Source organism: Gilvimarinus japonicus, assembly GCF_042847215.1.
Lineage (GTDB): Bacteria > Pseudomonadota > Gammaproteobacteria > Pseudomonadales > Cellvibrionaceae > Gilvimarinus > Gilvimarinus japonicus.
Genome location: NZ_AP031500.1, coordinates 1966707 through 1980331 on the forward strand (window position 1 = coordinate 1966707; position 13625 = coordinate 1980331).

Here is a 13625-nt window from a genome sequence, read left to right on the forward strand (position 1 = left end):
TAACTTATTGATAATATTGCGTTAGATTCGTTTTGCGCTTGATTGGAGAAACATCTATGGCCGGCGTGTTAGACAGTGTCAATCAGAGAACACAATTGGTCGGGCAAAACCGGCTGGAGCTATTGCTGTTTCGGCTGCGTGGCCAGCAACTGTATGGTATTAACGTTTTTAAGGTCAAAGAGGTGCTGCAGTGCCCGCCCTTAAACGAGATACCGGGCCGTAGCTCAGTGGTGCGCGGTGTGGCCCATATTCGCGGTGGCACCATCCCGATCCTCGATATGAATCAAGCCATTGGCCGCAAACCCTTGGATAATCTCGCCGAGTGTTTCGTTATTATCACCGAGTACAACCGCACCCAGCAGGGCTTTTTGGTCAGCGGGGTTGAGCGTATTGTCAATATGAACTGGAGCGATATTCATCCGCCACCATCAGGGGCTGGTAAGGCGCACTATTTGACGGCGGTAACAGAGGTTGAGCAAAAATTAGTCGAGATCGTGGACGTAGAAAAAATTCTGGCTGAGGTTGCCCCCGTTAATGAGCAAATTAGTGCCGGTGTTGTGGCCGACGGCATTAGCGAGCGGGTGGTACAAAAGCATGTGTTGATTGTGGACGACTCGAATATCGCCCGCAAACAAATTCAGCGTGTAGTCGAATCTATGGGGATCCGTACTACCCTTAAAAAAGATGGCCGCGAGGCGATGGAGTACCTGCAAAGTATGCAGGAGCAGGGCTTAAACCCCCTTGAAGAGCTGATTATGATCATCTCAGACATCGAAATGCCCGAGATGGACGGTTACACCTTTACTGCCGAGCTGCGTGCCAATAGTTCGCTAAGCCAGATGTACGTGGTCTTACATACCTCGCTCAGCGGTGTTTTTAATGCCGCAATGGTAAAAAAAGTCGGGGCAGATGACTTCTTGGCGAAGTTTCACCCCGATGAGTTAGCAAAACGGGTTAACGACCGGGTGCTATCGATTTCGGGTGAAGATTTACTTGGTGATGCTGAGTAAAATCAATAAGGTAGCGCAATTGTTTGATGTTTTATCTACCGTCAGGCTTTTACCGCTCGCAGGTTTTTGTTGCTAACAGTTGCTACTAAAAAGCACAAAATAAGGACGGGTATGACAAACGAACGTACCGCACAAGGCGGAACGCTGGCGCAGGCAGAGTTTGATCACTTTCGTCAGTTTCTGCAGGATGCCTGTGGTATTTCTCTCGGTGAGAATAAGCAGTACTTGGTGACCAATCGAGTGCGGCGCCTACTAGAAGAGCACGGCTTGCATTCGTTTACGGAGTTGGTCGGAGTGCTTAAAAGTAACGCAAACCGTCGCCTGCGCGATCAAGTCATTGATGTCATGACCACCAATGAAACTTTCTGGTTTCGGGATGGTTACCCGTTTGAATACTTAAAAAATACGATTTTGCCCGATTTAATGCTGCCGGCTAAGCGAATGTTTGGCCCCGTGCGGATTTGGTCGGCGGCGTGCTCGTCGGGGCAGGAGCCATACTCGCTGAGCATGATGATTGAGGAGTATCGCCGCCGCGCTATGGGGGCACTATCGCGGCCAGTGCAAGTAGTGGCAACCGATTTATCCTCAATTGTGTTAGAGCAAGCTCGCCAAGGTATTTACGATAAACTCTCGGTGATGCGCGGCCTGTCGCAAGAGCGACGCGATATGTACTTTGATTCGCTCGATGGCAACCGCTGGCAAGTTAAGCCTAAGCTGCGTGAGTGTATAGAGTTTAGGGCGATTAACTTGCTCGACTCTTACGCGGCGCTGGGGCGTTTTGATGTGGTGTTTTGCCGCAACGTTTTGATCTACTTTGATGCGGCGCTGAAAAAGCGCATTCTTGAGAAGATTCACGCGAGCCTCAAGCCTGGCGGTGTGGTGTTTCTGGGTTCATCAGAGGGGGTCGCCGGTGCTGCGCACCTGTTTGAAATGGTCCGCTGTGAACCGGGTATTTTGTATCGTGCCTTGTAATCTAAAGGGCTTACGTTAGCTCACATTCCCGTTAACTATATCTATTCCTCTCGCTGCTTGTTGAAACTCAATCTGTTCTGCGGCGGTGTTAAAGTCGAGCTCCTTAAGCAAACTTGTTTACCTACATGTCAGTCAAGGGCGGCAAAAGAGGGCGGAAATCCATTGCCGCTTTGTTTTTTATGCCGCCATTGGCGTATCTCCTCGGTTTCTCTCTCTCTTGTAAACTTCATAAAAAACAATAGCTTATCGTTATTTTTAGCTTTTGGCACGGGCTGTGCTTTATTGCTTGCAACGCAATTTAATTAACACAGCGAGCAAATGAAAATGGCGATTTCTTTTTCAGAAGCACTTGGAATCCACGAGCCGGCATTAAAGCTTCGGGCGCGTCGCGCAGAAGTGCTAGCCAATAATTTGGCCAACACCGATACCCCCGGGTTTAAAGCTCGCGATATGGATTTTAAGGCCGAGCTGAATCGTCAGACCCGCCCCGCAGGCCATGATTTGAACGTGAGTTTGAGTAAGACTCAGTCGGGTCATCTGGACGGTAGCGGGCTCGCCGGTGGCGATACCAAACTTGGTTTTCGTATCCCGCATCAGAGCTCGGTAGACGGTAATACCGTTGAAGATCAAGTTGAGCACGCGGCGTTTATGAAGAATGCCCTGGATTTTCAGGCCAGTTTTATGATGCTCAATAAAAAGTTTAAAGGTTTGTCCAGCGCGATTGCGGGTCAGTAGCTGCTAACGTGCAGCCAGTAAAAATAAGTAGGCAGTGGAGATATCTCATGGCGATTGGCAATATATTTGACGTAGCAGGCTCGGGCATGAACGCCCAGAGCTTACGCTTAAACACCACGGCCAGTAACTTGGCGAATGCGCAATCGGCAGCCTCTAGTGCTGGCGATGTGTACCGCTCGCGCCAACCCGTATTTGCTGCCATGGCGCGCGATGCAATGGCGTTTGGTGCTACCCCGATAGATGGCAACGACCAGGCGGCAAGCGCTGGCGTGCAAGTGCTTGGGGTGGTTGAGAGCGATGCGCCTTACGAGCAGCGCTTTGAGCCCACGCATCCTCTTGCCGATGAAGAAGGTTATGTCTACTACCCGAATGTGAATGTGGTGGAGGAGATGACCAATATGATCTCTGCCTCGCGTTCGTTTCAGGTGAACGTTGAAGTAATGAACGCGGCCAAACAGATGGCGCAACGCGTGTTGACTCTGGGACAGTAAGGATAACGCCATGACTACGGTAAATGAGACCAGCTCAGCGGGCAATATACTTAGCAATTTAAGTATCAATAAAAAAGAGCCCGAAACCAAAAGCAACGAGTTGGGCCAATCGGCGTTTTTGGAGTTGATGATCACCCAAATGAACAATCAGGACCCGTTGAGTCCGCAAGACAATACCGAGTTTATTGCCCAGCTGGCGCAGTTCAGCTCCGTTGAAGGTTTGGAGCGGTTAAACACCAGCTTTGAAGACTTTAGCGGCAACTTTATGTCTAACCAAGCGCTGCAAGCGTCATCGTTGGTAGGGCGCTCGGTGACGGTGCCCACGGATACCACCTACTTGGCCGAGGGCGGAATAATTTCCGGTTCAGTCAATTTGCCACAAACCAGCCCCAATACCCAGGTCAGTATTTATGACGCCAGCGGTGCGTTGGTTGGGCAAATACCCCTTGGGGCTCGCGAAGCCGGCGAGACTGTATTCCGTTTTGACGGCCAGTATATGGAGGTTGACGGCGAGCTGACCAACTGGTCGGCGGGTGAAGAGCCGTTCGCTCCCGGTGATTATACGTTTGAGGTCAATGCCACGGTTGATGGCAAAACTGAATCCATAGCCACCTCGCTTAGCGCCAATGTAAACAGTGTGACGCTCGCTGAAGACGGCGGCATCATTTTAAACCTGGCCGGTGTCGGCGCGGTTAATATCTCGGACATCAAGCAGTTTAACTAATTAAGAATTTGCACACCGATTGCCGGTTTGCATCAATAGGAGAAGCGAACGATGCCTTTTAATACTGCTCTGAGCGGCATTCGGGCCGCCAATACTGACTTAAAGGTAACCGGCAACAACATTGCCAATGCCAGCACTACCGGCTTTAAAAACTCTCGCGCCGAGTTCGGTGATGTCTATGCCAGCTCACTGCTCGGTAGCGGCTCTAATACGCCGGGCTCGGGTGTCAATCTACAAAAAATTCGTCAACAGTTTAGTCAAGGCAACCTAAACTTTACGGAGAACCAGCTCGATTTGGCGATCAATGGCGCGGGAATGTTTATTCTCGATAACGCCGGCGATAAGCTTTATGGTCGTGACGGAACCTTTGGCTTGGATAAAGACGGTTATATTGTCAATAACACCGGTTCAAACTTGCAGGGCTTTATCGCCGACGATGAAGGTAACGTGGGCGGGATTTTGGAGAGCCTACGTGTGAACGTAGAGAACCAAGCGCCAAACGCCTCTACCGAGATGAATATCTCGTTTAACCTGGATGCCCGTGAGACCGTTCTCGACCCCAATGTTCCGCCTGACCCTGCAGCGTATTTTGATGCAACCGATCCTGCGACATACAACCACGCCACTTCGGCGACGATCTACGATAGTTTAGGTAACCCACACACGTTAAGTCAGTATTTTGTAAAAACCGACGATGTGACTAATTCGTGGAATGTCCATGTCAAAATTGATGGGCAAGATCCTACCGCACCTGCGGGGCCGGTCGCCCTTGCATTTGATACGGGGGGTGCTTTGGCTAGAGTCGACGGTGTCGCCGCAGGCACAGAGTTTGCGCTTGATTACGATCCGGGTAACGGCGCGACACCGGTTGCCGGTCTCGCCATAGATTTTGCGAACTCCACTCAATTTGGCAGCGGATTTTCAGTCGAGGGGCTAACTCAGGATGGTTATAGCACCGGCCGCCTAGCGGGTATTGATATTGACGAGCAGGGCCTTATTTTTGCGCGCTTTACCAATGGTGAGGCGCAGACGATAGGGCAGGTCGCGCTGGCAAGTTTTAATAATCTTGAAGCGCTCAAGCCGGTTGGTTCAACGTTGTGGGCACAAACGGCCGACAGTGGCGAGTTGATTGTCGGCTCACCTGGCTCGGCTTCGTTTGGCGATATCCAAGCCGGCGCCCTGGAAGAGTCCAATGTGGACTTGTCCGAACAGTTGGTTAACCTGATTATTGCCCAGCGCAATTTCCAGGCAAACTCTAAAACCATTGAGACGGCTAACCAAACCACACAGACGATTATTAACTTGCGTTAATGGCCTGCGCTTACGAGCGCAAGTGGCACTTTTTGCGGCGGCAAACGGCGGAAGCGGTTTGCCGCTTTTTTGTGTCTGATTTTTAATTTCTCGGGCAGTCGCGCGCTAGCCCCCGTATGACGCGGGTGTTGGTGTTGGCACAGCGGTTGCAATACTTGCTGTAAGTAAGTTCAACTGCCAATAAACCAACGGAGTCTGTTGTGGATAAAGCTCTCTATATCGCAATGACCGGTGCCAAGCACAACATGATCGCGCAGACCAGTCACGCGAACAATATGGCCAACATTAATACCACTGGCTTTCGTGCGGATTACGCTGTAGCCCGCAGTATGGGTGTGTACTACGGTGACGGTCAGCCAACGCGTGCTTACGCCATGACAGAGTCTCCCGCGTCAGATTTTACCCCGGGGCCGGTTCAGCAAACCGGGCGCGAACTGGATGTGGCCATTAATGGTGATGGATTTTTGGCGGTTCAGTCGCCTACCGGTGCCGAGGCCTACACACGCGCTGGCAATTTAAACTTAGATGCTAACGGTATATTGCGTACCGCCGAGGGCTTGCCGGTGATGGGTAATAATGGGCCCATCGCCTTGCCGCCAGCCACTCAGATTAGCATTGGTGAAGACGGTACTATCTCGGTTCAAGGGCAGGGCGAAGGGCCAGAAACATTGGTTGAAATTGATCGCTTAAAGCTGGTTAAACCTGATTACGGTTCGCTGGAAAAATCCGCTGATGGTTTGTTTCGTCAGCTCGATGGCGTTGACTTGGTCGCAGACGCTGATGTGCGTGTGACATCCGGTGCGCTTGAGGGCAGTAATGTTAACGCCGTTGATGCTTTTACCGACATTCTAAGCTTGTCGCGTCAGTATGAAATGCAAGTCAAGCTAATGAAAACCTTTGAACAAAACTCCGAAAGCTCAGCGCGTCTGTTACAGATGTCCTGACCTGTTCGTTAACGACTAGAGGGTAACGCCATGCACTCGGCACTTTACGTCAGCAAGACCGGCCTAACGGCGCAGGACAAACAACTGACCACAATTTCTAATAACCTTGCTAACGTCGGCACCGTGGGTTTTAAGCGCGATCGGGTAACTTTTGAAGATTTGCTCTATCAAACTCAGCGCCAACCGGGTGCGCAATCGACGCAAGACACAGAGCTGCCATCAGGCTTGCAGCTTGGTACCGGTGTGCGGGTTGTGGGCACGCAAAAACAGTTTACCGAGGGTAACCTTGAAGTCACCGACCAAGCGCTCGATGTTGCCATTAACGGCCGAGGGTTTTTACAGATTTTACGCCCCGATGGCTCGGTTGCTTATACCCGCAACGGTCAGTTGCAAATCAACGGTGAAGGGCAGTTAGTTAATGCCGACGGCCACCTGCTAGAGCCTGCCATCAATGTCCCCGAGAACGCCAGCAATATCACTATTAGTAAAGACGGTGTCGTTAACGCCTATGTGGATGGCGAAGTCGACCCGCAACAGCTGGGCGATATTCTCCTAGCCGACTTTGTGAATCCGGCGGGCCTTCAGGCGGTGGGCGGCAATTTGTTTTTAGAGTCGGTGGCCAGTGGTAATCCACTGATTGGTGCGCCGTCTGAAAACGGCATGGGCAGCCTAGAGCAAGGCATGTTGGAGAGTTCAAACGTCGAAATCGTGCAAGAGATGGTCGATATGATCAGTACGCAACGGGCCTACGAGCTTAACTCCAAAGTTGTTTCCACCGCTGATCAAATGCTGCAATACATAACGCAAACCTTATAACGGGTGCTGCAACAGGTGAAGGTCATGATGGGTAATATAAAATACGTGAGCATAGGGGGGCTGGTGCTGCTGTGGTTAACGGGCTGTGCCTCTTACGCGCCGCCACAACCGGGTGATCCGCATTATGCGCCAGTGGTGTCGGCCGCCTATCAAGAGCCGGTACAAACCAATGGCTCTTTGTATCACGAGCGCAGCATGAGCTTGTTTACCGACTCCAAAGCGCGCAACGTCGGCGATATTATTACCATCATGCTTACCGAGCGTACGGTATCGAGCAAAAGCTCGGGCGTTAACGTCAGCAAAGACAGCTCGACCAGCTTGCCGGCGGGTACTATTTTGGGAATGACGCCGACCTTAAACGGGGTTCCATTTGACACCAGTATCAGTCAAGAGCGCGATTTTAATGGCGATGCCGGTGCCGACCAAAGCAACAGTCTAAGCGGTTCTATTGCGGTGACAGTTGCCGATGTATTGCCTAACGGCAACTTGATTGTGCGCGGTGAAAAATGGATGACACTGAATCGCGGCGATGAGTTTATTCGTATTAGCGGAATTTTACGGCCCGATGATATTTCACGTCAGAACACAGTGTCGTCTACCAAACTTGCCAATGCGCAAATTTCTTACAGTGGTACTGGTGAACTTGCCAACTCGCAGTCGATGGGTTGGATGTCGCGCTTTTTTAACAGCGCCTATTGGCCGTTCTAAGGGGGCGGTATGAAAACGTTATTAGGCTTACTGTTAAGCAGTTTTTTTACGGCACTTTTATTAAGTGCTGGCGCAAGTGCCGAGCGAGTCAAAGACATAGCCTCAGTGGCCGGTGTTCGGTCTAACCAGCTTATTGGCTACGGTTTGGTGGTGGGGCTGGATGGCACGGGCGACCAAACCACCCAAAGCCCCTTTACCACGCAGTCTTTTAGCAACATGCTAAAACAGTTTGGTATCAACGTACCTGAGGGTACGCGGATGCAAATGAAAAACGTCGCCGCGGTTATGATTCACGCCGACCTTCCCGCCTTTGCCAAGCCCGGTCAAGCCATCGACATCACGGTCTCGTCGGTGAGTAATGCCAAAAGTTTGCGTGGTGGTACTTTGTTGATGTCAAAGCTTAAAGGTATTGATGGTAATACGTACGCAGTGGCCCAAGGCAGCTTAGTAGTGGGTGGGTTTGGCGTTGAGGCGGGCGATGGCTCCAATATTACCGTTAATGTGCCGAGCGTAGGTCGGATTCCCAATGGCGCCACCGTAGAGCGCAGTGTGCCTAATAACTTTACCGGTAATCAGCCGATTGTTTTTAACTTAAACCGTGCCGATTTTACCACCGCAAATCGTCTGGCGACGGCGATCAATGAAATGTTAGGCCCTGACGTGGCTGCCGCTATCGATGCTGTTTCAGTCGCGGTGAAAGCGCCGCAAGATCCTGCGCACCGTGTTGATTTTATGGCGCTGTTAGAAAATATTGAGGTCAAGCCAGGTGAAGAGGCCGCCCGTGTGGTGATTAACTCGCGCACAGGTACCATCGTTGTGGGCCAGCATGTTCGGGTCTCTCCGGTTGCCATTACCCACGGCAGCTTGACCGTTTCTATATCTGAAGATTACGACGTCAGCCAACCTGGCGCTTTTGCACAGGGGCAAACTGCCATTACTCCCAATAGCGCTATTGATGTCGAAGAAGAAACCAATCCGATGTTTAAATTTGCCCCAGGTTCGACCTTGGAGGATATCGTTCGCTCGGTAAATAACGTCGGTGCATCGCCCGCCGACTTGATGGCAATCTTAGAGGCGCTTAAGCAATCTGGCGCCCTTAACGCTGAGCTATTGGTGATCTAATGAACGAATTTGATACAAAAGCGAGCGCCAGCATTGCCCAAGACAGCTATTTAAACAGTCAAGGGCTTGAGGCTGTGAAGAAAATGGGGCGTGATAAAGACCCTGAGGCCCTGCGCCAAATGGCACGCCAGTTTGAATCCTTGTTTGTGCAACAAATGCTTAAAAGTATGCGGGCGGCGTCCGAATCGTTTTCGGAAGACAGTTATATGAACAGCTCCGACACCCAGTTTTATAGCGATATGCTCGATCAACAGTGGTCGTTGGAGTTGACCAAAGGTAAGGGAATGGGCTTGGCCGATACTTTGTATCAGCAGTTATTAAAAAGCTACGGCCAGTATTTACCCAATGATAGAAACGCCGCTGACAAAGCAAGATTAGATGGCGCGCTACAAGGTGCGGCCCTGAATTTTGATCAGCGCCGGGTCAGTGAGCGAGTGGGTGAGCGTGTAGACGTTCAGCCTTTTTCTGAGCCAGCAGTGACGTCTGTGAATGCCGCGGCCGCAGATGCGGCGGGCTTTATCGATGCCATAAAACCTTACGCCACATGGGCCGCGCAAACCTTAGGTGTCGCGCCCGAGGCACTGATGGCTCAAGCAGCCCTCGAAACCGGGTGGGGCAAACATTTAGTGCGTGATGAAGCTGGCAGCAGTTTTAATTTGTTCAATATTAAAGCCGGCAAAAGCTGGGATGGCGAGGCGGTGACTGTCAGCACTACAGAGTACCTAGAGGGCGAAGCGCAGACCGTCGATGCGGCATTTCGTCGTTACGGTTCATTGCAAGAGAGCTTTGCCGATTACATCGCCTTGATGCAAAAGCCTCGCTATCAAAAAGCGTTGGCCGAGGGGACTGACGCAAACGCCTATGTAGAGCAGTTGCAAAATGCCGGGTACGCGACCGACCCCAATTATGCCAATAAGTTAAAACAGATTATGCAGCGCGAGAACTTTTCTGGCAGCCCGGCACTTGCCGCCTATCAACAACATGTGGGTAATTTGTAATGTCCGGTCTACTTTCTAATGCGATATCGGGTCTGCAGGCAAGCCAAAATGCTTTGCGTACGGCTGGTAATAATATCGCCAACGCCAATACCGATGGTTACAGCCGGCAAAACGTATCGTTTGGCACGCGACCGGCGCAAAGCGCCGGTAGTGCAGGTTATTTAGGTAACGGCGTTACTACCGAGTCGATTGCCAGGGTTGTCGATGATTTTGTGTCGACGCAACTGAGGTTAGACATTGCGAATTTTAATCAACTAGATTCCTACAACCAAAACTTGAGTAAAATAGACAGCTTGTTGGCTAATAGCAGTACAGGTTTGTCTGGCGGAATGGAGTTGTTTTTCTCAGCCTTGCAAAGTGCGGCCGATGACCCCGCAGCAACTCCGTCGCGGCAGTTAGTAGTTGATCAAGCCGAAGGCTTGGCGGTTCGCTTTAATAGTTTGTATGACCGTTTTGCATCCATCGAAAACGCCATTGATGGTGAAATCTCGACACTCACCGGCCAAGTGAGCTCGCTCGCCAATTCGATTGCCGAGCTAAATAAAGCAATTATCGAGAAACAAGGGGCTAGTGGTGGCGAGCCCAATGATTTATTGGACAAACGAGACTCGGCGCTTAATCAGTTGTCACAATTAGTGGCCGTAAACGTGGTTAAGCAAGACAGTGGTCAACTTAATGTTTACATTGGCAATGGTCAGCCTTTGGTGGTGGGGCAAGATGCAACCCAGCTGAGCTCAGATGGAAACGGCAGGATTTTGTTTTCCAGCACCGGGGGCGAAACAGATATTACCGAACAGATCAGTGGTGGCAAGCTGGGTGGTTTGCTTAGCTTTAGTGACGACGTGTTGGCGCCGGCTAAGAATGAGCTGGGCCGTGTGGCACTCGTGTTAGCGGGGGAAATGAATCGCCTGCAAGGCGAGGGGCTTAACCTTGACGGTGACTATGGTGAGCCGCTGTTTAATCCGATCAATAGCGCTAGCGCTATGGCGGGGCGAGTGACTCCGCTTGGGGCTAGTGGTGGTAACTTCACTGCGGAAATTACCGATACCAGTTTGTTAACTGCCAGCGATTATACACTGCGTGTCGCCGATCCCGGTGGTGACTACGCGGTGGTACGCGAATCTGATGGTGAGTTGGTGGCGTCTGGGGTTGCGGTCCCGGCCTCGCCTGCGACAATCGATTTTGATGGTATTTCGCTCGAGGTAACCAGTGCCATCAGCAACGGTGAGTCGTATCGCATTAATCCCACCACGACGGCTGCACGTGATATACAGGCTATTATGGATGACCCGCGCGGTTTAGCGCTCGCCGCGCCGGTGCGCACTGAGGCTAACCCCAACAATGCGGGCTCCGGTGTTATTAGCGCGGGTAATGTTTTGCGCGACCCGGATGTTACGAGTACTGCGGTTGGGCCGGGGCCCACTACACCTGTGGTGGTAGAGTTTATCTCGCCCTCTGAATACCGCTTCTTGGATGAGCTCGGCGCGGAGCTAGACCCTGGTGTCACTTATCCCTATAGTCCAGGCGATCCGATCTACCCCGAGTACGCCGCATTGCCCGGTGACCGAACCTACGAAATCAATATTCAAGGAAATCCTGCGACGGGCGATACCTTTACTGTTAGTTTTAATTCTGATGCGACAAGCGACAATCGTACCGGCTTAAAAATGGCGGCGTTGGTGGCTGCCGAAACAGTAGAGGGTGGGTTAAGCATCAATGGCGCCTACAATAAGCTTGTTGAGCAGGTAGGGGCCAAGTCCAATTTGGCGCGTATGAACACCGATGCGGCGCGCAGTGTACTCGAGCAGACGCAATCATTGCGGGACAGTATATCAGGGGTCAATCTTGATGAAGAAGCGGCCAATTTGATTAAGTTTGAGCAGGCATACAACGCCAACTCACAGGTGATCTCTATTGCCCGGCAAGTGTTTGACACGCTTTTAAATGCCTTTTAGTCGGCGTTTGTAGGCGATAACGAGGTATACAGGCTATGCGAGTATCGACATCACAGATTTACAGTATCGCCAATATTGGTATGCGTGATGCGCAGGCGGCGATTAACAAAACCAGTGCTCAGATGGCTGCCGGTCAGCGGGTGTTGACGCCAGCGGATGACCCAGTAGCCGCCACGCAAATTCTGCAGTTGGGTGAGCAGCTGAGTAAGCTTACGCAGTACAACAAAAATATCGACGTGGCCGAAAGCAAGTTATCGCTTGAAGAGGTGGCGCTTAATAGCGTCACGTCGCTGGTGCAAAGTATGCAAGAGCTGGCGGTTAGCGCGGCAAACACGGCGACCCTAACGCCTTCAGAGTTTAAAATTATGGCCTCTGAAGTGGACAGTCGCATGAAGGAGCTGCTTAACCTGCAAAACACTAAGGACTCGTCGGGACAGTATATTTTTGCCGGTTATCAAAGTGGTGATGCTGCCTACACAGAGCAGGGCGGTAGTGTCGTCTATCAAGGTGATGATGGTTCTATTTCACTGCAGGTGTCTGAAAGTGTCACCGTGCAAGCAACAGACCCTGGACGCAGGGTTTTTGAAGGGATCAACACCTCGCGCAATACCGTTAGTGCCTACAGCACAGAGGCGGGTAACCTTGGTTCGCGACCGGCTCCCGCAATTGTGGATCAAGACGCGTTAGATCAGCTCGATCATGGCCCCTTGGCGGTGACGGTGTCGGGTGCTGGGGTAGTAACGATAGAAGACAGTGATGGCAACCCGGTGCCCTTTACGCAAGGCCCACCACCGCCGCCACCGTCGCCTTTGGCTGCGTCTACCTATGTGATAGAGGCGGCGGGAATGCGCTTTGGTGTTGATGATGGCGATGAGCTTACGCTGACAGTCAAAAACGAAAAATCCAGTATCATGCAAACACTCACTGACTTTCGCGATGCTATGCTTGCGGTTAAGAGCAACAGTGAGAGTAAGGCCGAGCTGGGCGATGTGATTGCTAAAACACTCGGTACATTAGACAATGCGGTAACCCGTATTGGCGAGGTCCAAAGCGATGTTGGCGCCCGCCTAAACACTCTCGATTCGACTCGCAACCTAAACGCCGATACGGCCCTTGATACTGAAGAAGTGTTAAGGTCCTTACGTGACTTAGATTATGCCGAGGCGACCACTCGCTTAAAAATGCAAGAATTGGTGTTAAGCGCAGCGCAGCAAAGCTTTTCTAAGGTTAGTCAGTTAACTTTATTTAACTACTTGTAATCACAGGCTAAAAGGTTGACGTAAAAAGCCCCAATAGCCAGAGCCCCAAATATGAGCGACACTCCAGCCCCCCCAGAACTCTCCAGTACAGCGCTTGAGCGGCAGTTATCTTTGGCAATAAAAGCGTCTGAAGAGTTGTTGGTCTTGGCGCAAGCCGAGAGCTGGCAAGATTTTGAGCGGCAGTTTCGTCAACGAGACACGGTTCTGCAGCGTATCGACGCTGAAGTCACGCGACAGCTGCCGCTATCTGAAGAACAGGGTGAGCTCATCGCCGCCAGGCTAAACGAGCTACGCGCGCTAAATGACAAACTACTGCAGACGGCAGAGGTTAGTAAAAAGGCGATAGCGCAAGAGCTGGCAAAAGATCGCAAGGCACGGCAAGCGCTTAACGCCTATAAAAAATCCTAGCGACTCTTGGATGCTCCTATTGTCTGTTATGTCATTCCGGTGTCGAGGTCGTTCTCCTGCTAATCTCTTCGTATGCAGCCTCTAGCGCTGAATACACGCAAAATCCGCCTGGTTTTAGCGCCTGATACACATCTGATATAGCACTTGTACGGTATTAAAACTTGACATGAAT

The 13625-nt window shown here is 51.3% G+C and carries 14 protein-coding genes; all 14 read left to right on the forward strand.

Going from position 1 to position 13625, the window contains the following annotated elements; genetic code table 11:
• Nucleotides 1-56 precede the first annotated feature (56 nt).
• The 14 genes from ACGHAD_RS08420 (at nucleotide 57) to fliT (ending at nucleotide 13453) form a co-directional block, all read left to right on the forward strand.
• Nucleotides 57-1010 (forward strand): chemotaxis protein CheV, encoded by a 954-nt coding sequence (locus ACGHAD_RS08420; protein WP_382415704.1) that lies wholly within the window; start codon nucleotides 57-59, stop codon nucleotides 1008-1010.
• 111 nt (nucleotides 1011-1121) lie between these two features.
• Complete coding sequence (locus ACGHAD_RS08425; RefSeq protein WP_339615359.1) at nucleotides 1122-1982, forward strand: protein-glutamate O-methyltransferase CheR; 861 nt, start codon at nucleotides 1122-1124, stop codon at nucleotides 1980-1982.
• A gap of 324 nt (nucleotides 1983-2306) precedes the next feature.
• Nucleotides 2307-2717, forward strand: coding sequence for a flagellar basal body rod protein FlgB (gene flgB / locus ACGHAD_RS08430; RefSeq protein WP_339615358.1), 411 nt, complete (start codon nucleotides 2307-2309; stop codon nucleotides 2715-2717).
• Nucleotides 2718-2764: 47 nt separating this feature from the next.
• Nucleotides 2765-3208 carry a flagellar basal body rod protein FlgC gene (gene flgC, locus ACGHAD_RS08435; RefSeq protein WP_339615357.1) on the forward strand — a complete coding sequence of 148 codons (444 nt, stop codon included), beginning with the start codon at nucleotides 2765-2767 and terminating at the stop codon, nucleotides 3206-3208.
• Nucleotides 3209-3218: 10 nt separating this feature from the next.
• Nucleotides 3219-3932, forward strand: coding sequence for a flagellar hook assembly protein FlgD (locus ACGHAD_RS08440; RefSeq protein ID WP_382415702.1), 714 nt, complete (start codon nucleotides 3219-3221; stop codon nucleotides 3930-3932).
• Nucleotides 3933-3983: 51 nt separating this feature from the next.
• Nucleotides 3984-5243, forward strand: coding sequence for a flagellar hook protein FlgE (flgE, locus tag ACGHAD_RS08445; protein ID WP_382415700.1), 1260 nt, complete (start codon nucleotides 3984-3986; stop codon nucleotides 5241-5243).
• A 200-nt stretch (nucleotides 5244-5443) separates the two neighbouring features.
• Nucleotides 5444-6187: a flagellar basal-body rod protein FlgF gene (flgF, locus tag ACGHAD_RS08450; protein WP_339615354.1), complete on the forward strand. Its 744-nt coding sequence runs from the start codon at nucleotides 5444-5446 to the stop codon at nucleotides 6185-6187.
• 30 nt (nucleotides 6188-6217) lie between these two features.
• A complete protein-coding gene (gene flgG / locus ACGHAD_RS08455) occupies nucleotides 6218-7003 on the forward strand; it encodes a flagellar basal-body rod protein FlgG (RefSeq protein ID WP_339615353.1) in 786 nt (261 codons plus the stop codon).
• 24 nt (nucleotides 7004-7027) lie between these two features.
• Nucleotides 7028-7711, forward strand: a complete 684-nt coding sequence (gene flgH, locus ACGHAD_RS08460; protein WP_339615352.1) for a flagellar basal body L-ring protein FlgH — start codon at nucleotides 7028-7030, stop codon at nucleotides 7709-7711.
• A gap of 9 nt (nucleotides 7712-7720) precedes the next feature.
• Complete coding sequence (locus ACGHAD_RS08465) at nucleotides 7721-8833, forward strand: flagellar basal body P-ring protein FlgI (protein WP_382415697.1); 1113 nt, start codon at nucleotides 7721-7723, stop codon at nucleotides 8831-8833.
• Complete coding sequence (gene flgJ, locus ACGHAD_RS08470; RefSeq protein WP_382415695.1) at nucleotides 8833-9831, forward strand: flagellar assembly peptidoglycan hydrolase FlgJ; 999 nt, start codon at nucleotides 8833-8835, stop codon at nucleotides 9829-9831. The genes ACGHAD_RS08465 and flgJ overlap by 1 nt, the downstream gene beginning before the upstream one ends.
• Complete coding sequence (flgK, locus tag ACGHAD_RS08475) at nucleotides 9831-11786, forward strand: flagellar hook-associated protein FlgK (protein ID WP_382415693.1); 1956 nt, start codon at nucleotides 9831-9833, stop codon at nucleotides 11784-11786. Before flgJ ends, flgK begins: the two co-directional genes overlap by 1 nt.
• Before the next feature lie 35 nt (nucleotides 11787-11821).
• Nucleotides 11822-13045 carry a flagellar hook-associated protein FlgL gene (flgL, locus tag ACGHAD_RS08480; RefSeq protein WP_339615348.1) on the forward strand — a complete coding sequence of 408 codons (1224 nt, stop codon included), beginning with the start codon at nucleotides 11822-11824 and terminating at the stop codon, nucleotides 13043-13045.
• Between the two features lie 51 nt (nucleotides 13046-13096).
• On the forward strand, nucleotides 13097-13453 hold the full coding sequence (gene fliT, locus ACGHAD_RS08485; protein ID WP_339615347.1) for a flagellar protein FliT: 357 nt from the start codon (nucleotides 13097-13099) through the stop codon (nucleotides 13451-13453).
• Nucleotides 13454-13625: the final 172 nt, after the last annotated feature.

Excerpts from the sequence above, each read along its gene's own strand:
- ACGHAD_RS08420 (WP_382415704.1), top strand. The coding sequence starts at position 57 with ATGGCCGGCGTGTTAGACAGTGTCAATCAGAGAACACAATTGGTCGGG.
- ACGHAD_RS08440 (WP_382415702.1), top strand. The coding sequence starts at position 3,219 with ATGACTACGGTAAATGAGACCAGCTCAGCGGGCAATATACTTAGCAAT.
- ACGHAD_RS08425 (WP_339615359.1), top strand. The coding sequence starts at position 1,122 with ATGACAAACGAACGTACCGCACAAGGCGGAACGCTGGCGCAGGCAGAG.
- flgG (WP_339615353.1), top strand. The coding sequence starts at position 6,218 with ATGCACTCGGCACTTTACGTCAGCAAGACCGGCCTAACGGCGCAGGAC.
- flgC (WP_339615357.1), top strand. The coding sequence starts at position 2,765 with ATGGCGATTGGCAATATATTTGACGTAGCAGGCTCGGGCATGAACGCC.
- flgH (WP_339615352.1), top strand. The coding sequence starts at position 7,028 with ATGATGGGTAATATAAAATACGTGAGCATAGGGGGGCTGGTGCTGCTG.
- flgK (WP_382415693.1), top strand. The coding sequence starts at position 9,831 with ATGTCCGGTCTACTTTCTAATGCGATATCGGGTCTGCAGGCAAGCCAA.
- flgL (WP_339615348.1), top strand. The coding sequence starts at position 11,822 with ATGCGAGTATCGACATCACAGATTTACAGTATCGCCAATATTGGTATG.
- ACGHAD_RS08465 (WP_382415697.1), top strand. The coding sequence starts at position 7,721 with ATGAAAACGTTATTAGGCTTACTGTTAAGCAGTTTTTTTACGGCACTT.
- fliT (WP_339615347.1), top strand. The coding sequence starts at position 13,097 with ATGAGCGACACTCCAGCCCCCCCAGAACTCTCCAGTACAGCGCTTGAG.
- flgE (WP_382415700.1), top strand. The coding sequence starts at position 3,984 with ATGCCTTTTAATACTGCTCTGAGCGGCATTCGGGCCGCCAATACTGAC.
- flgJ (WP_382415695.1), top strand. The coding sequence starts at position 8,833 with ATGAACGAATTTGATACAAAAGCGAGCGCCAGCATTGCCCAAGACAGC.
- flgB (WP_339615358.1), top strand. The coding sequence starts at position 2,307 with ATGGCGATTTCTTTTTCAGAAGCACTTGGAATCCACGAGCCGGCATTA.